Annotated in this window: 20 protein-coding genes; 5 read left to right on the top strand and 15 right to left on the bottom strand. The window is 39.8% G+C overall.

Going from position 1 to position 17,694, the window contains the following annotated elements; translation table 11 throughout:
• Positions 1–310 precede the first annotated feature (310 nt).
• The 6 genes from AM608_RS03275 to mutL form a co-directional block, all read right to left on the bottom strand.
• The gene (locus tag AM608_RS03275; RefSeq protein WP_053580757.1) at positions 311–1,387 is read right to left on the bottom strand and encodes an AI-2E family transporter; all 1,077 of its coding nucleotides are present in this window, start codon (positions 1,385–1,387) and stop codon (positions 311–313) included.
• Between the two features lie 17 nt (positions 1,388–1,404).
• A complete protein-coding gene (aroC, locus tag AM608_RS03270; protein WP_053580756.1) occupies positions 1,405–2,469 on the bottom strand; it encodes a chorismate synthase in 1,065 nt (354 codons plus the stop codon).
• Positions 2,469–2,861: a hypothetical protein gene (locus AM608_RS03265; protein ID WP_002672562.1), complete on the bottom strand. Its 393-nt coding sequence runs from the start codon at positions 2,859–2,861 to the stop codon at positions 2,469–2,471. Before AM608_RS03265 ends, aroC begins: the two co-directional genes overlap by 1 nt.
• Before the next feature lie 39 nt (positions 2,862–2,900).
• A complete protein-coding gene (locus tag AM608_RS03260) occupies positions 2,901–3,674 on the bottom strand; it encodes a DUF695 domain-containing protein (RefSeq protein WP_053580755.1) in 774 nt (257 codons plus the stop codon).
• 41 nt (positions 3,675–3,715) lie between these two features.
• Complete coding sequence (locus tag AM608_RS03255) at positions 3,716–4,492, bottom strand: rhomboid family intramembrane serine protease (RefSeq protein WP_009420020.1); 777 nt, start codon at positions 4,490–4,492, stop codon at positions 3,716–3,718.
• An 80-nt stretch (positions 4,493–4,572) separates the two neighbouring features.
• Entirely contained in the window at positions 4,573–6,411 is a 1,839-nt protein-coding gene (mutL, locus tag AM608_RS03250) for a DNA mismatch repair endonuclease MutL (RefSeq protein WP_053580754.1), read from the bottom strand.
• A gap of 367 nt (positions 6,412–6,778) precedes the next feature.
• Between mutL and AM608_RS12675 the strand changes: the two genes are divergently transcribed.
• The 3 genes from AM608_RS12675 to AM608_RS03240 all read left to right on the top strand — a co-directional run bounded on the left by AM608_RS12675 (position 6,779) and on the right by AM608_RS03240 (position 9,586).
• Entirely contained in the window at positions 6,779–6,904 is a 126-nt protein-coding gene (locus AM608_RS12675; protein WP_256379121.1) for a hypothetical protein, read from the top strand.
• 172 nt (positions 6,905–7,076) lie between these two features.
• Positions 7,077–8,555 (top strand): S41 family peptidase, encoded by a 1,479-nt coding sequence (locus AM608_RS03245; protein ID WP_053581823.1) that lies wholly within the window; start codon positions 7,077–7,079, stop codon positions 8,553–8,555.
• Positions 8,552–9,586: a ferredoxin--NADP reductase gene (locus tag AM608_RS03240; protein ID WP_053580753.1), complete on the top strand. Its 1,035-nt coding sequence runs from the start codon at positions 8,552–8,554 to the stop codon at positions 9,584–9,586. Before AM608_RS03245 ends, AM608_RS03240 begins: the two co-directional genes overlap by 4 nt.
• A gap of 39 nt (positions 9,587–9,625) precedes the next feature.
• On the opposite strand, the gene ftsY is transcribed toward AM608_RS03240, so the two are convergent.
• From ftsY to AM608_RS12000, 5 genes are all read right to left on the bottom strand, one after another.
• Positions 9,626–10,588 carry a signal recognition particle-docking protein FtsY gene (gene ftsY / locus AM608_RS03235; protein ID WP_009417856.1) on the bottom strand — a complete coding sequence of 321 codons (963 nt, stop codon included), beginning with the start codon at positions 10,586–10,588 and terminating at the stop codon, positions 9,626–9,628.
• Between the two features lie 114 nt (positions 10,589–10,702).
• Positions 10,703–10,855, bottom strand: coding sequence for a DUF4295 domain-containing protein (locus tag AM608_RS11440; protein ID WP_002672546.1), 153 nt, complete (start codon positions 10,853–10,855; stop codon positions 10,703–10,705).
• A 10-nt stretch (positions 10,856–10,865) separates the two neighbouring features.
• Positions 10,866–11,048: a 50S ribosomal protein L33 gene (rpmG, locus tag AM608_RS03230; RefSeq protein ID WP_002672545.1), complete on the bottom strand. Its 183-nt coding sequence runs from the start codon at positions 11,046–11,048 to the stop codon at positions 10,866–10,868.
• 17 nt (positions 11,049–11,065) lie between these two features.
• Positions 11,066–11,302 (bottom strand): 50S ribosomal protein L28, encoded by a 237-nt coding sequence (gene rpmB, locus AM608_RS03225; protein ID WP_002672544.1) that lies wholly within the window; start codon positions 11,300–11,302, stop codon positions 11,066–11,068.
• Positions 11,303–11,490: 188 nt separating this feature from the next.
• The gene (locus AM608_RS12000) at positions 11,491–11,697 is read right to left on the bottom strand and encodes a hypothetical protein (RefSeq protein WP_053580752.1); all 207 of its coding nucleotides are present in this window, start codon (positions 11,695–11,697) and stop codon (positions 11,491–11,493) included.
• Positions 11,698–12,019: 322 nt separating this feature from the next.
• Between AM608_RS12000 and lysA the strand changes: the two genes are divergently transcribed.
• Positions 12,020–13,216, top strand: coding sequence for a diaminopimelate decarboxylase (gene lysA, locus AM608_RS03215; RefSeq protein ID WP_053580751.1), 1,197 nt, complete (start codon positions 12,020–12,022; stop codon positions 13,214–13,216).
• A 113-nt stretch (positions 13,217–13,329) separates the two neighbouring features.
• Here lysA and AM608_RS03210 read toward each other — a convergent pair whose 3' ends face one another.
• On the bottom strand, positions 13,330–13,812 hold the full coding sequence (locus tag AM608_RS03210; RefSeq protein WP_009420010.1) for a hypothetical protein: 483 nt from the start codon (positions 13,810–13,812) through the stop codon (positions 13,330–13,332).
• A gap of 75 nt (positions 13,813–13,887) precedes the next feature.
• Positions 13,888–14,343: an SsrA-binding protein SmpB gene (smpB, locus tag AM608_RS03205; protein WP_009417836.1), complete on the bottom strand. Its 456-nt coding sequence runs from the start codon at positions 14,341–14,343 to the stop codon at positions 13,888–13,890.
• Positions 14,344–14,420: 77 nt separating this feature from the next.
• On the opposite strand from smpB, the gene AM608_RS03200 reads away from it, so the two are divergent.
• Complete coding sequence (locus AM608_RS03200; RefSeq protein ID WP_053580750.1) at positions 14,421–15,023, top strand: M15 family metallopeptidase; 603 nt, start codon at positions 14,421–14,423, stop codon at positions 15,021–15,023.
• A 71-nt stretch (positions 15,024–15,094) separates the two neighbouring features.
• Here the strand turns inward: AM608_RS03200 and AM608_RS03195 are convergent, their stop codons facing one another.
• Positions 15,095–16,273 carry a glycoside hydrolase family 6 protein gene (locus AM608_RS03195; protein WP_053580749.1) on the bottom strand — a complete coding sequence of 393 codons (1,179 nt, stop codon included), beginning with the start codon at positions 16,271–16,273 and terminating at the stop codon, positions 15,095–15,097.
• Between the two features lie 80 nt (positions 16,274–16,353).
• Positions 16,354–17,406, bottom strand: coding sequence for a glycoside hydrolase family 6 protein (locus tag AM608_RS03190; protein WP_053580748.1), 1,053 nt, complete (start codon positions 17,404–17,406; stop codon positions 16,354–16,356).
• Positions 17,407–17,694 lie beyond the last annotated feature (288 nt).

Genomic DNA, 17,694 nt, shown 5'->3' with positions numbered 1-17,694 from the left:
AAGATTATACCTTTGTCTTAGCTTCAGTTTAGCTTCGTTCATTGTTCGTTCATTGTTCGTTCATTGTTCGTTCATTGTTCGTTCATTGTTCGTCTTTTGTTCGTTCATTGTTCGTTCATTGTTCGTCTTTTGTTCGTCTTTTGTTCGTTCATTGTTCGTTCATTCATTATTTGTCTTTTCATTATCTGCCTGTCGTGCTACGACTGCCCGTGCGGCTCGCACCGTCATTTGTTTGTTCATTCTTTTCCTAAAAATCGGAGTTTTTCACCATTTGTCTAATTCAGAGCGAAGAGAGCAAGAGGTTTCATAGCTATATGTTTTTAGTGAGAAGTTCTACAATCTTGTTGTTCGGGAAAAACTCTTTTAACACTACTTTCAGTACCGTATAGGCGGGAATAGCCACTACCATTCCTGTTATCCCGAAAAGTGTACCACTGATAAGGGTAATGAGGAAAATCTCTAAGGCAGTAGATTTTACTGAATTAGAGAAAATAAGCGGTTGAGAAAAGAAATTATCAATAAACTGACCTATTATGAACCCTATCAACACATAGATAGTAGTAGGCAGACTTACCGTCATAAAATCGTTTTGTAGGTTGCTACTCATTGTAAGTAAAGCCATTAGTATAAAACCTATCATTGGGCCTATATAAGGAATAAGGTTCAGTAAAGCACATAAAAGGGCTATGATAAAAGCATTTTCTACCCCGAAAATAAGCAATACTATGGTGTAAATTATAAAAAGAATAGTAAGTTGTAGTATTAATCCTACAAAATAACGCGACAATAGGTTGTTTATTTTGAAAATAGAGGTTTTAAGTTTGCGTTTGCGTTTAGGAGAGAAAATAGAAAGCAATGCAATAAGTATTCTGTCACCGTCTTTCATAAAGAAGAAGGTAATAAAAAGCACTGAGAAGAATCCTACCCCAAAACTACTGATAAACGAGATAAAAGAGTTTAGGAAGTTAGGAATATCGATGAAATTCAACATCTCTTGTACTCCAAAAGAGTAATCTTCTCTCTGAAGTCCGACCTTGCTAAGAGTTTGGTGGAGGAGGGCGTCAAGATTGTCCTTCAGCAAGTCTATATTAAAACTTGAGAGGTTCTTGCCTTGCGAAATAAGCAAAGGGATAAATAAACTGAATACCCCAAGGCTCAATACCACGAACAATAACATTGTAAGAACCACACATAAGGTTCGGTTTTTTATTTTCAGCTTTTTGTAAAAAAACTGTATAAGAGGTTTGCCCATCAATGTCAGTACCAGCGATACAATGAGGTAAATGATAATAGATTGCAGTAAGTAAAGGGTGTAGAGCCCTAAGGCTACCAATACAATAATCCCTACGGCACGCAATATACCATTTGCTATTTCTTTTGAGTTCATTTTTTAATGATTAATTGTCAGAACTGATAACTATTATTTAACAAGTAAAAATCTAATAATACGATTGCGGTCATAGCCTCGACGATAGGTACTGCACGAGGTACTACACAAGGGTCGTGTCTGCCTTTACCTTGCATTGTTACGATGTTGCCGTGTGTATCGAGTGCGGGTTGCTCTTGCATAAGGGTAGCTACAGGCTTAAAAGCTACTCTAAAATAAATATCCATACCATTGCTGATACCGCCTTGTATCCCGCCTGAATAGTTGGTTTGGGTAGTGCCATCGGGGTTAAAAAGGTCGTTGTGCTGGCTACCGCGCATTGCAGTGCCTGCAAAACCACTGCCGTATTCAAAGCCTTTAACCGCATTGATAGAGAGCATCGCTTTGCCAAGCTGTGCGTGGAGCTTATCGAATACAGGTTCACCTAAACCTACGGGTACTCCTTTTACTACACAACTTACTACCCCGCCTATGGTGTCACCCTCCTTACGAATGGCTTTGATGTAGGCTTCCATTTGTTCCGCTAAGGTAGGGTCGGGACAGCGCACGGCATTAGTTTCGGTTATTGCCAAATCGAGGTCAGTATAGGGTTTGGTAAGGGTAAGCTCACCTACACTCGATACATAAGCGGTAATTTGTACACCTTTCAGTATCTGTTTTGCAATAGCTCCTGCTACTACCCGACAAGCTGTTTCACGCGCTGACGAGCGACCGCCTCCACGATAGTCACGTATACCGTATTTCTGTTGATATACATAATCGGCGTGGCTGGGGCGGTATACCTCGGCTATATGGGTATAGTCAGCTGAATGCTGATTTTCGTTCTCAATGATAAAACCAATAGGTGTACCCGTGGTTTTACCGTTTAAAATACCCGAAAGAAAGCGTACCTTGTCTCCCTCTTTGCGTTGCGTAACAATCGCTGACTGCCCTGGTTTTCGACGGTCGAGTTCGTGCTGTATAGCTTCAAAGTCTAAGGTTATATTAGGTGGACAGCCGTCTATAATTCCTCCTAAGGCTTCGCCGTGCGATTCGCCAAAGGTGGTGAGCCTAAAGAGTGTACCTATACTATTTCCAGCCATTATAATTCTTTCATTTTGGTTACTAAGGTTTCCATAAACTTACTGATAGGTGTCTTTACCATCATTGCCATTACGGGGTTGAAGTTGCCCTCGAAAAGTAGTTGTACCTCACTCTCATTGTTCGATACTTCCGTAATATTGGCAGTAAGCTGAAAAGGAATCTTACCTTTTGCTTCACCTAATACCAACTGACTGCTGGGGGTACTACTTTTCTTTTCTAAAGAAATTTCAGGCATTCCTTTTAGAGCAAACACAAAGGACTGCTCGCTGAGCATTTGGAACTTACTAATATTATCGGGCATCAGTCGTTCAAAATTAGCTACATTTTCTAAGAGCGCAAAGAGGTCTTTAGCACTTTTCTCTACAATTGTTTTTTTACTTTCTAAGTTCAAAATAATGATTAATGTTTAATGATAAATGGTTAATTATTTTTACTTAACTAAGACTGTTTCCCAGCCGTCGTATTCGCCGTGAGTATCGAGAGCGAGGTCTATCAAATCCCACGTATCGGGGTCGATGTTGTCTACACTATTTACTTTACTGAGGATAAGGCGGTAACCTAAATCTTCATTAGGATCTTCACCCTCTTCGGGCTCTATTTTATCTCTGTTATATACTAAAAAGCCTAAGGATTCAGCTTTTGTAATAGCACTATTCATATCCTTTTCAGTTTGGAAATACAACCAGTGTTCAATAGGGCGCTCTTGGTCGGTATGGTCGCCTGCCTCTTCACAATGTTCTTGCAAATTACTATTGTGAATGCTTTGCATTTCGTAGATATTAGGGAAAAGAAATTCAAAGTAAATCTTCCAATCAGTATCGTCAGTAGTTTTGATTTGAGTGCTATAATCAGGGTGTTTAGTTACTACTGATTGCAAGCGTTTTTCTAAATCAGAAGTATTTTCGGTATAAAAATACCACGTGATAGTGCCTTGATAAGTGACAATACCCGCTAAGATATCTCTTTCATTAAGCAAAGGCATTATTTCTTCATCTTCTATCGTATAGAGGAAGTCACGTTCTCGGTTATTTGAAAAACCGTTTTCATCAGGTTCTTTTAGCTCAAAAGTAAGGCGTACGCTTTGAGGGTATTGGGTGATAGGAGCAATTTCCTCTAATCCTAAATTGAGGCGGAATACAGCGGGGTTATCTTCTAATCTGCCGATATAGACAGTCCAGTTTTCTGGAATTTGAATATTTTGCATATCATTTGTTATTAAAAAATAGGATTCTACTTAAAGGCTCTTTACAATCTTCTGTCCCATCTATTCTTATCAAAGTTGTGCTTTTTCCAGTACAACATAATTAGGAAGCCTATGAGAGCCCCTCCTACGTGTGCAAAGTGAGCGATATTACCACCGAAAATAGTAATTCCTCCCACAAATCCCATTATTAAGTCTAAGGCTACAAGTAAAGGGATAAAATAACGAGCCGCTATAGGGTAGGGGATAAAGAACAACATCAGTTTGGCATCGGGGAAGAACATTCCAAAAGCCACTAATATACCATAAATAGCACCTGAAGCGCCTACGGTAGTACTTGCGAAAGTAGACCCCATATTATTAATAGCATCGACTGAAGCCACTTCAGTCCACACGCGGGGATAAGAATTAGTATTGACAGTGTTTATTAAATCTTCCATAGTAACTCCCATACTGCCAAGAGCATCGAGGGTGTGATGTACATAGTAGTAATTTACTCCCGTATGAAGTAAGGCTGCTCCTACGCCACAAGAGAAATAGAAGAATAGAAACTTATTGCGCCCCCATATATTCTCTAAGGGAGTCCCGAATGCCCATAAGGCGTACATATTAAAGAGCAGGTGTGTAAAATCAGCGTGCATAAACATATAGCTGATATATTGCCACCAGTGAAAGTTAGGATTCTCAAAATAATGTAAGGCAAAAGAACCAACTATATTTATTTGAGGTAAAAATAGTCCTTTTTCATTCAATGCGGTAAGTATTAATACTATCGTATTGATAATAATCAGATGTAGTACTGTTTTAGATATTCTGTCCATTTTAGTCTTTAGTTATTAGTTGTTAGAGATTGGTTAATTAGCAATGTTCATAATGCTTATATTGCCTATCCGACTCGCATTTAAAATAGGTTTTCTATTTCATTTACTGAAAGGTTGTAATAAATTCGCTTTCCAAAAGGCGAAATTAATACTTCTTGACAACTAAACAAATTATTTATCAAAGTTTCTTGTTCTTCCTCACTGAGTACCTGTCCGGTTTTTACAGCTAAGCTCTTGCATAAAGCTTTAGCAAAGGCTTCTTTCTGAGTGTTTTCGGTAGAGGGTAATGCCTCGATATGCTGTTGCAAGAGTTCGTTGAAAATATTAGGAATCTCACTATCGGTAAGGTGCAGAGGAATCCCACTTACTACAATCTTGTCGGTTTCTATGGTAAACATAAAGCCACTGCACTCAAAGAGCTCGCGCAGTTGTACAATCACTTCCAATTCGTGTGGTGCAAAAGGCAGTTTGTAGGGGAACATCAGTTGCTGACTTGCACTATGGGTGGATTGCAGATGCTTCATAAAATCTTCGTACAAGATACGTTGGTGCGCCCTGTTGATATTGATGATGATAAGCTCTCCTTCCAAAGTAGTTATGAGGTATTTCTTTGCCAAAGCAATGATTTTCTTACCTTGGCTTCGTGTAGGTTCGGTTTCAAAGAGCGAACTCACGATAGTTTCAGGGGTTGAGGTATTGATGGAAGATTCAATGCCCGTGTACAAACTCTCCCACGTAGGTGCTTTTTTGCTGTAAGAGCCGAAATTACTATGGCTATCGCTTCCACTGCTTCGGCTTACATATTCTTCTTTAAATGGGTTGAAATTGGGGTCTACTTCTATCTTAGGGAACTCTGGGGTTTTATCCTTGTAGTTATAAGGAATATCGAAAGTAGGGTCTTTGCTAAAATCGAGGGTAGGAGCAATATTAAACTGACCCAAACTGTGTTTTACTGCCGACTTCAGTAGGGCATAAATACTATGCTCTTCTTCAAACTTAATTTCGGTTTTCGTAGGGTGAATATTGATGTCGATAGTTGTGGGGTCTACTTCTAAACTGATGAAATACTCCGCCTTCTGGTCGGTGTGGATAAGACCTTCGTAAGCCGAAGCAATTGCGTGGTTGAGGTATTGATTTTTTACAAACCTATGATTGACCATCAAAAACTGCAAGTTTTTAGTCTTTGCTAAATACTCAGGTTTTACGATAAATCCGCTGATTTGCACCAAAGGTGTGTCTTCGGCGATGATAGGCACTAACTTTTCATTGGTTTTGCTTCCAAAAAGATGTACAATGCGTTGGCGGAAATTGGTAGCTGGTAGGTTGAACAGCTCGTTGCCATTGTTGTACAAAAAGAAATGAATTGCAGGGTGTGCCAAGGCAACACGGTGAAACTCATCGAGTATATGACGGAATTCCACCGTATCCGATTTTAGAAAGTTGCGACGCGCTGGAATGTTGAAAAAGAGGTTCTTCATCGCAATGCTCGTACCGGTAGGGCATACGCAGGGCTCTTGGCGCGTAATCTTACTGCCTTCGATGTGTATTTCGGTACCCAACTCGTCCTCTGGGCGCTTGGTTTGCATCTCTACGTGCGCAATTGCCACTATGGAGGCAAGGGCTTCCCCCCGGAAACCTTTAGTTTTCAAATGGAAAAGGTCTTCTGCTTTTTGTATTTTGGAGGTGGCGTGACGCTCGAAAGCCATACGCGCATCGGTAGTACTCATTCCCACACCGTTGTCAATCACCTGCACGAGGGTCTTGCCTGCGTCTTTGATGAGCAGTTTTATTTCGGTAGCACCGGCATCGATAGCATTCTCCATCAGCTCTTTGACTGCTGAGGCGGGACGCTGAATCACTTCGCCAGCAGCTATCTGGTTAGCTACGTGATCGGGGAGTAATTTTATAATATCTGACATTCTATCTATTTAGGTAAAAGGTAAAAGATAAAAGGTAAAAAGTGCGAGGTCGTAGCACGACGGGCAGTGTGAGCCACACAGGCAGGTGCGAGCCGCACGGACAGTCGTAGCACGACAGGCAGATAATGAAAAGACAAACAATGAACGAACAAAAGACGAACAAATGACGAACAAATGACGAACAAATGACGAACAAATGACGAACAAATGACGAACAAATGACGAACAAATGACGAACAAATGACGAACAAATGACGAACAAATGACGAACAAATGACGAACAAAAGACGAACAAATGACGAACAAATGACGAACAAATGACGAACAAATGACGAACAAATGACGAACAAATGACGAACAAATGACGGTGCGAGCCGCACGGGCAAATGAACGAATGATGAACGATGAACGAACAAATGACGAACAAATGACGGTGCGAGCCGCACGGGCAAATGAACGAATGACGAACGATGAACGAACAATAAGCGTATGAAAACCGAAGGAATCTTCTATTTTAGTTGAAAAAAAGAGCTACTTTTTATGCTGTAAAACAGAAAATTTTGTTTTTCACACTTCACGTATCGGTATTTAGTTTTACTTCTTATCTGGTACAAAATTTGTGCAAATATAAAAAAGTATTACTTTTGTGGAAAAATATTTTCAATATGAAACACTTGTTTATCTCTATATTCATAGCTATCAGCTTGTTATCTTGTGCTAAAGAACCTGTTACTAATGGCAATGAGGTGTCTTTTATGGGCTCTGACTATACCGGTAACGATACCGATTTGCGCGTACGCGATTTTATTTGGAAGGGACTTAACACGTATTATTTGTGGCAGGCCGATGTGCCTAATTTGCAAAACAACCGTTTTGGTAGTTTAGCTGATACCAAAGCTGATAAAAATAAGAGTTATACTCAATTCTTAAAGAGTTTTAGCAATCCTAAAGTCCTTTTCTATAAAGGGTTACTTAATAGATATGAAGAAATAGATCGCTTTAGCTATATCACCGATAATTACACCGATCTCGAAAACCAATTCAAGGGTATTACCGCCAGTGTGGGTATAAACTACGCTTTTGGTTTTGTAGACGAAACAAAAACTAGAGTTTATGCTGTAGTGCGTTATGTAGTGCCTAAATCGGAGGCAGAACAACAAGGTTTGCAACGGGGGGATTTGATAACCACTATCAACGGGCAATCACTTAACCGTTCTAATTATCTTCAACTGTTGCAAAATACGGGTGTCATCTCGTTTTCAACCTTTAGAATTGTGAATGGCAAAGCAACTCCTACAGGGAAAACCTATACTTTAAATCAAAACCAAACCCCTGAAAACCCTGTACTTATTCATAAAGTATTCAACAAGGGAGGTAAAAAAATAGCTTACCTGATCTACAATGCTTTTGTATCTGATTTTGATGAGACACTGAACGATGCCTTTGCGGAGTTTAAAGCAGAGGGGGTTACTGACTTAATACTCGATTTGCGTTACAATGGTGGGGGAAGCGTTAATTCGGCTACTTACTTAGCATCGATGATTACAGGTCAGTTTAACGGACAGGTGTTTGCGGTAGAAAAATGGAATAGCAAGTTGCAACCTTTTAGAGGGAATGAAAGAGAGTATTTTACGTCTAATATGGTAAAAGGCAGTCGGCAGGTGGCTATCAATAGTCTGCGACTTAACAAAGTGTATGTAATTACTTCGGACGGGACAGCTTCAGCCAGTGAATTGGTTATCAATGGTCTTAAAGCCTACATAGATGTAGTGCAGATAGGTGAAACCACAATGGGTAAGAACCAAGGCTCGGTGACTGTTTACGACTTTACCGATAAGCAACGAAAAGTTAAAAACCCTAAGCACAAATGGGCGATGCAACCCTTGGTAATGAAGATAGAAAATGCTAAAGGTGTGGGTGATTACGTAAATGGCTTAGAACCTAATATCCAGATTAGTGAGATTGTAAATGATTTAGGGGTATTAGGCGACGAAACTGAACCTCTTTTGGCTCGCACTTTACAAGAAATTACAGGGAATGTTGCCGGAAGAGCTTCGCGATCAGCGTCGAAAGAAACTTTTTACTTTGAGAAGCTTGGTACTTCTACCTCTGGCTATTTTGGCTTGAATGAAATGTACAAATGAATCGATTTTACGAACTAACCATATCTAAAATCACACAACTTACTACTTCATCGGTAATGATTACCTTTGAAGTACCTGAGTTATTGAAGAAAGTATTTCACTTTGAAGCTGGCGAATACCTTACTCTCCAGCAAACGATTCGTGGAGAAAAAGTGCGTCGTGCTTATTCTATTTGCTCTGGAGTGAACGAAAGTGAACTGAGCGTAGCCGTAAAGCGCGTGCCTAATGGTGTGTTCTCTACCTATGCGACGACCCAACTCAAAGCAGGTGATGTATTAGAAGTGATGCCGCCTAAGGGTTCTTTCGTATTCTTCTACGACATCTTTGGCAATCGCGATATTATGCTCTTCTCGGCAGGAAGTGGTGTAACTCCTATGATGAGCATTGCTAAAACAGCCTTGTCTAAAACGAATATCAAGGTAGTATTTGTCTATGGTAATAAGTCTAAAGAGGAGGCTTTGTTTTTTGATGAAATAGAAGCCCTCCGCATTCAGTATCCCGAACGCTTTTTTGTCCACTACGCTTTCAGTCAGCGGCCTTGGGGCGACCACTATACGGGGCGCATCAACGATAGGATAGTAAACGAGATTTTTGCTAAATACAAAGATCTTAACTGGGGGCGTTACTATGCTTGTGGTCCTACGGAATTGGTGAAAAACCTTCGTGAGATACTCTTGTTAAGAGGGATAGATAAAGACCGCATTTTTACAGAGCTTTTTGAGGCATCGCCAGCTGAGATAGATTACAGCACCCTACAAGGCAATGTCGCCATTACTCTTGAACTTAACGGACAGACGCACAGCTTTGAGAGTGCGCGCAACCAAACACTTCTCAGTTCGGCACTCTTACGTGGCTACGATGCACCTTACTCTTGCCTGAACGGCGTGTGTAGTAGCTGTATCGGTAGGGTAGAGGAGGGAGAAGCCAAAATGGCGAAGAATGAAACCCTCAGCGAAGAAGAAGTATCGCAAGGCTATATTCTTACTTGCCAAGCTTATGCGATGACCGATACAATAAAGGTTCGCTTTTAGTATAATGTTAATCAATTACTCATTTTAGTTTTGAAGTTGTTATTCTTTAAAGAAAGAATCTACGAACTCATATTTGTTAAAAATTTGTAAGTCGTCTATACCTTCTCCTACTCCTATGTATTTTACAGGAATCTGAAATTGGTCAGAGATGCCTATTACCACACCCCCCTTGGCGGTACCGTCCAATTTAGTAACAGCCAAAGCGGTTACTTCAGTGGCTTTGGTAAATTCTTTAGCTTGCTCAAAGGCATTTTGTCCAGTAGAACCATCGAGTACTAACAGCACTTCGTGAGGAGCATCAGGAATCACTTTTTGCATCACGCGCTTGATTTTAGAAAGCTCGTTCATTAGATTGATTTTGTTGTGCAAGCGTCCTGCCGTATCAATAATTACTACATCAGCATTTTGTTTTACCGCTGAACTAAGGGTATCATAGGCTACTGAAGCAGGGTCGCTACCTAACTGCTGTTTAATCATTGGCACTCCGGTACGGTCTGCCCACACTTGTAGCTGGTCAATCGCAGCGGCGCGGAAAGTATCAGCAGCACCTAATACTACTTTCAAGCCTTTTTTAGTAAACTGACTTGCTAGCTTGCCGATAGTAGTGGTCTTTCCAGCTCCGTTTACTCCTACTACCATCATCACATAAGGTTTTTTGTCAGTAGGTAAAGTAAAGTCTGTTGCTTCTCCTGTATGGGTTTCTGATAGAAGTCCTGCTATTTCTTCACGAAGGATAGTATTCAGTTCAGAAGTATTTAAGTACTTGTCTTTAGCCACACGAGCCTCTATACGGTCAATGATTTTAAGAGTAGTATTCACCCCTACGTCACTGGCAATAAGCACTTCTTCAAGGTCATCGAGCACCTCTTCATCTACTTTCGATTTCCCAACGAGAGCTTTTCCTAAGCGGTCAAAGAAGCTGTTTTTAGATTTCTCTAAGCCTTTATCTAAGGTTTCTTTCTTTTCTTTTGAAAAGATATTTTTCAGAAATTGCAATGCCATAGCTTATTGTATATTTTAGGATATGAGTGCAAAGGTAGTAAAAAAGTTTATATATGCAAAAAAGCCGTCTCACGACAGCTTTTTTTAAATATGATAAAAATAGAGAAAATTTAATTATTTCTTCTTCAAAAATTCATCAACGAGCTCAGGAGCCATTACGCTTTCTACGAAAGTATAAGCACCTGTTTTAGGTGATTTCACCATTTTGATAGCTTTAGTATGCTTCTTAGATTTACCTTGTAGGGTTGCTACTGTTTTCTTTGCCATAATGTTTTAATTATTTAATTTCTTTATGAACAGTTACTTTCTTGAGGATAGGGTTGAACTTCTTAAGCTCTAATCTATCTGGAGTATTTTTTTTGTTTTTGGTAGTGATGTAACGTGAAGTTCCTGGTAAACCAGACTCTTTGTGCTCAGTGCACTCCAAAATAACCTGAATTCTATTACCTTTTTTAGCCATTTTAGTATTCTTTTAAATTAGTTAATATATCCGTTACGTTCTACTTCTTTAAGCACTGCATAGATACCTTTCTTGTCAATAGTTTTAATTGCAGTTGCCGATACTTTTAGGGTAATCCAACGATTCTCTTCTGGAATGAAGAAACGTTTTGTACGGAGGTTTACATTGAATTTACGTTTAGTTTTGTTCATTGCGTGTGACACGTTATTGCCCACCAATGCTTTTTTGCCTGTTAAGTCACAAACTCTTGCCATTTTTTCTCTATTTATTAATGTGTTATTTATATTCAGGGCGCAAAGGTATAACTATTTTTTGAAACAGCAAAACTTTTTTCTCTTTTTTCAGACTGTTTTTGTGTATACTAATTTATTATATACTGTATTCCAGGTGTTTAATCAAGTTGAGATTATTATTTATATATCTGAAAACTACTGCTTTTTAGTCATAAAACAACCCCATATTCATATACCCTTCGCCGTTGCAGTATGAATTCTACTAATAACCTTCTTCTTATTTCCACCTTAGCTTTATCTTTTCTTCGTTCATTGTTCGTCATTTGTTCGTCTTTTCTTCGTTCTTTGTTCGTCTTTTGTTCGTCTTTTGTTCGTTCATTGTTCGTCATTCGTTCCTTTGCCCGTGCGGCTCGCACCGTCTTTTGTTTGTCTTTCCTATAAGCTCTCTATAAGCTTCTCCCAAATTAACCATTAATCATTAACCATTAACCATTAAATAAGGCTTTCATCTACATTATTTTATTCTCCCGCCCCCATTTGCTAATTTGCTAATTGACTCATTTACTAATTTTATCTGCCCGTGTGGCTCACACCCGCCTGTGTGGCTCACACCATCATTTGTCATTAATTTGGTATTATTGGCATTCCTGGTATTCCTGGTATTATTAGTATTATTTGCCATTTTGCTAATTATTTGTACTTTTGTGCCCTATAATCATTTAAACAACAGTATATTCAATGAAAATAAACGATTTACTAAACATAGCACATACTTACGGTAGCCCTGTATATGTATATGATGCCCAGAAGATTGCTTCTCAATATAACCGACTTACCAATGCCTTTGCCTCAGTACCCAAGTTGCGCATCAACTATGCAATGAAAGCCCTTTCTAATATCTCTATTTTGAAATTGATGAAGGATTTAGGTGCTGGTCTCGATACCGTTTCTATTCAGGAAGTACAGTTGGGATTGCTGGCAGGTTTTGACCCTCAGCAAATTATTTTTACGCCTAATGGTGTCTCAATGGACGAAATTGAGGAGGCTATGCGCTTAGGAGTACAGCTCAACATCGATAATCTTTCGTTCTTGGAACAGTTTGGCACACAACACCCTGAGATACCCGTGTGTATTCGTATCAATCCACACGTGATGGCAGGCGGTAATAGCAATATTTCGGTAGGACATATCGATAGTAAGTTTGGTATTAGCATTCACCAAATACCGCATATCTTGCGCATCGTCGAGAATACAAAAATGCACATCAACGGTATTCATATGCACACAGGTAGTGATATTTTAGATATTGATGTGTTCCTATACGCTGCCGAAATACTCTTTGAAACCGCTAAACACTTTAAGGATTTACAATTTATCGACTTTGGTAGTGGCTTTAAAGTGCCTTATAAAGAGGGAGATATACAAACCAATATAGAAGAGTTGGGCGAACGTCTCAGCAGTCGCTTTGCTGATTTCTGCAAGGAGTACGGTCGCGACCTTATATTAGCTTTCGAACCTGGTAAGTTTTTAGTAAGTGAAGCAGGCTACTTTTTAGTAAAGGTAAATGTAGTAAAGCAAACCACTTCTACCGTATTTGCAGGCATCGACTCTGGTTTTAATCATCTTATCCGACCAATGTTCTACGGGGCTAATCATTATATCGAAAACATTTCTAACCCCGAAGGTAAGAAGCGTTTCTATTCAGTAGTCGGGTATATATGCGAGACCGATACTTTTGCCTCTAACCGACAAATAGCTGAGATTACTGAGGGCGATATATTGTGCTTTCACAATGCAGGTGCCTATTGCTACACTATGGCGAGCAACTACAATTCACGTTTGCGCCCAGCAGAAGTATTGTGGCAGAATGGGGAAGCTAAACTTATCAGAAAGGCAGAAACCTTGGAAGACTTACTAAGAGGACAGATATATTAACAATAAAAAAGGCTGTCCGAAAAGTCTTAAAATTGCATTTGCGTCGCTACACTTTGCCAAAGTCTGAAACTTTGGCAAAGTTCATACTTCTTCTATTGCCTGTACAACTCGCGCTATAAAAATCGGTTGTGCCAGCTGTCTTCCAAAGGCACTTCCCAATTCTCTTCGTATTCTATTTTAGTATTCACCAAATTGTTGAACACTATAGTCTGTGCCGATACTGCTTTTTCTTTTACCATTTTTTTGAAATCGGCAAGGTTTTTATAGGCGATGTGTTCACCTTGACGGTAACTCACATTCATACGGTCAAGCAATGTAACGTTGTATTGGGCTTCAAGCTCTTGAATAAAGTGCGCTAAAGCATCAAGAGAACAACCTCCTACACCGTGGGCATCGGGTAATGCTCCTATAACTATAAATCGGTTATAGCGCAATTCAAATGATGATAGCAAATCCTTACCGTGCACCATCCAGTGGTTTATAAATTCTTCTAATTGTGTATGCAGTTGCTTTTGCTCTTCTTCTGTAAAGCTACGGTTGCATTGGTATACCCACACACGGGCATCATCGGGGAGTTCTTTAAAATCTCTATACACTTATCTAATGATTAATTGTTAATAATTAATTCACAGTTTGTCCCTCTCCTTGGGAGAGGGGAACGGGGTGAGGACTTACTTCTTCATTAGCCTATCCAAGTTTCTCTTGTTATCACGATCTTTAATAGTTTCGCGTTTATCGTACAATTTCTTACCGCGTACTAAGGCTATATCCATTTTAGCCAAACCTTTTTCGTTAATAAAGAGTTTAAGTGGTACAATAGTAAGCCCGCTATTTTTCACTTCTTTATTGAGTTTGCGTAGTTCTTTTTTCTGCAAAAGCAGTTTGCGTTCGCTTTTGGGGCGGTGGTTGTAATAGGTGCCAAAGTCATATGCTTCAATGGTAGAGTTGATTACGAAAAGCTCTCCTTTATCGTTAAACTCGCAAAAACTCTCAGCTATAGAAGCCTTTCCTAACCTGATAGACTTTATCTCGGTACCCACGAGCACAATCCCCGCCGTGTATTTGTCGAGGATTTCATATTCAAATTTCGCCCGTTTGTTGAGTATTTGTACTGTTTTCTGAATCATAGCACAAAAGTAGTAAATTTGTTACATATAGCAAGCCTTTTTTAAGTTTTTTTGTACTTTTGCCAAAAATCACTCTTATGAAATACCTCTTACAACTTTTTATATTATTATCAGTGTCCTCACTTTTAGCGCAGCAGAATGATTTTGTGCTTCTCAGAAGCCTTTCTAATGACTTTGTATTCGATATGAAATATGCCACACCCGATAATTTCCTCAAACAAGCAGTATATGATTGTGGTGAGTGTTATCTCCGTAAGAGTACTGCAAAGGCTTTGGTAAAAGCTAATGAAGAGTTTAAATCGTTGGGATACCGCATTAAATTGTTCGACTGCTACCGACCGCTTTCGGTACAGAAAAAGATGTGGAAGATACTTCCAGGTACCCACTACGTAGCAAACCCCGCGAAAGGTTCTAAACACAATCGCGGGGCTGCTGTCGATCTTACCCTTGTAGATGCACAAGGCAAGGAATTAGATATGGGTACTCCTTTTGATTTCTTTGGTAAAAAAGCACATCACACTTGCACGACCCTCCCTAAAAAGGTACTTGAGAATCGCAAGTTGTTGAAGGATGTACTCAACAAATATAACTTTAAATCTATTTTCTCAGAGTGGTGGCACTATGAGTACCGTCCCGAAATGCAATCTAAAGTCGAAGACTTCCAATGGCAATGTAAATAAAATGTCTCTTCTGTCGTGATACGACTCTTCACACACTTTGCCAAAGTTTCTAATTGCTTGTCGTGTTACGACTATTTTAAGTTTTGAGGTACTTCCAAAATCTCTATACTTTTCACTCTCATAGCGTTTTGCACCAAGTGTCTTGTATATTCAGGATAAGGAAGTCCCGCTGCGGGGGCTCCCATATTACATTCACCATCAGAGCCACCTCCTCCGTTAATCCACAAATAAGCATCGGCGTGTGCACCTGTGGTTTTGGTAGTGCTACGCGGGCCTAAAGCTGCATTAAAGTTATTGCAAGAGTTATAAGGAGCATTTGCATTTTGGTGTTTAGGTCTATTAATACCACTGCGCCCTGTGTCAATCACGTAATGTAAATCTTTAAAACCTTTAGAAGCTAAGTAAGTTACAAATCTTTCTGCTCCTGCTTGTTCTTCAGCAGTGCCTCCTAAGCCCGAAACATTCAGTGCGAAACCACGCATATATTTTAAACCTCCATCTATAATAGCATTGGCAACAGCTTCAGGGTGTTTTGTGACCAAATCAGAATTCCCAGCGTGAATATAGCTCGCTACATTAGGGTTGTTCTTATTTAGTTTTTCAGCGGCGTAACTAAGCAGTTCAGCACGCTCATTGTATTTAGCTGAGCCTCTTGGGTGACCGCAGTAGTTAATGGCATCAGGCTCAATAATAACCACCGCCCGGCGTTGTCCAATAATGGCACTTACACGGTCTATCCACTCTTTGTAAGAAGCAGCATTAGGGTGTCCACCTTTTGAAAACGACCCACAATCGCGATTGGGGATACCGTAAAGCACCACAATAGGCGTTTTGCGAGCGCGTTCTGCTCCCTCAACGAAGTTTTTAAGCCAACGGTCATTTTTCTCTTTACCACCACTACCAGGACTAACACCGCCGTCATACCAACCTCCGCAGGGCGTACCATATACTTGGTAATACAGCTTTTTCAACTCGGCATTTTTTTCATTTTTTACTACGTCTAACCGAGAGGGCTCCAAGTAAAAATCCCAGTCATAAGCTACCGGCTTTTTACCTTGTGGTGGGTTAGGTGGAATAGGAGGAGTAACCGGAGGCGTAATAGGAGGTGTAGTAGGGGTCTGAGTAGTAGGAGTTTGTGTAGTAGAGGTTTGTGTTGTTGGAGTCTGTGTAGAGGGGTTGCTCTCTTCCCCTGATTTTTCGCAGGCGGTCATTACCCATAAAAAAGCTACTAAGGATAGTAATTTATTCATAATCTTTAATCTTATTTATTTGTATTATTCTTATCTTTGCAATGATAAAGGTTATTTTCTAATTGCTTGTCGTACTACGACTATTTTAAGTTTTGAGGTACTTCCAAAATCTCTATACTTTTCACTCTCATAGCGTTTTGCACCAAGTGTCTCGTATATTCAGGATAAGGCTTTCCCGCTTTTGGGGCTCCCATATTACATTCACCATCAGAGCCTCCTCCTCCGTTAATCCACAAATAAGCATCGGCGTGTGCACCTGTGGTTTTGGTAGTGCTACGCGGGCCTAAAGCTGCATTAAAGTTATTACAAGAGTTATAAGGAGCATTTGCATTCTGGTGTTTAGGTCTATTGATACCACTGCGCCCTGTGTCAATCACGTAACGCACTTTGTCAAAACCTTTAGAAGCTAAGTAAGTTACAAATTTCTCGGCTCCTGCTTGTTCTTCAGCAGTGCCTCCTAAGCCCGAAACATTCAGTGCGAAACCACGCATATATTGTAAGCCTCCATCTATAATGGCATTGGCAACAGCTTCAGGGTGTTTTGTGACCAAATCAGAATTCCCAGCGTGAATATAGCTCGCTACATTAGGGTTATTCTCTTTTAGCTTTCTTGCACAATAAGTGAGCAAATCAGCGCGTTCTTTGTACTCAGCCGAGCCCTTTTTATGTCCACAGTAGTTAATAGCATCGGGTTCGATAATTACTACTGCACGGCGTTGTCCAATAATGGCACTTACACGGTCTATCCACGCTCTGTAAGAAGTAGCATTAGGGTGTCCGCCTCCTGAGAACGACCCACAATCGCGATTGGGGATACCGTAAATCACCACAATAGGCGTTTTGCGAGCGTGTTCAGCACCTTCAACAAAATTCTTTAGGTAGCGGTCGCTATCCTTACTGTTTGGGTTAATTCCATCATACCAATCTCCGCAGGGCGTACCATACACTTGGTAATACAGTTTTTTCAACTCAGCATTTTTTTCATTTTTTACTGCATATAACCGAGAAGGTTTCAAATAAAAATCCCAATCATAAGGTATTTGAGTTTGCGCATTTTGGGGCGTATCTTCCCCTGATTTTTCACAGGCAGTTATTACCCATAAAAAAGCTATTAAGGCTAGTAATTTCTTCATAATCTTTAATCTTATTTATGTCTTAATTTGGCAAAGGTAGGAATTTATTTTCATTTACCCAAAATTATTTTCTAATTAATTTTTCCAGTCGTTTTCCTCCGTTTGCTCTCCACTTTTTCACCACCTTGTCTCTACTTTTCCTTTGTTCATTGTCTATCTGCCGTGTGGCTCGCACCGTCATTTATTCGTTTATATGTACGAACTTTGCCAAAGTTTCAAACTTCGGCAAAGTTGAAATCTACTAATAAACCTCTTTTTATTTCTATCTTAGCTTTAACTTACCTTCAT

The sequence above is a fragment of the Capnocytophaga sp. oral taxon 323 genome (assembly GCF_001278825.1).
In the GTDB taxonomy this organism is placed as follows: Bacteria; Bacteroidota; Bacteroidia; order Flavobacteriales; family Flavobacteriaceae; genus Capnocytophaga; species Capnocytophaga ochracea.
This window is presented reverse-complemented; position numbering and strand designations above follow the sequence as displayed.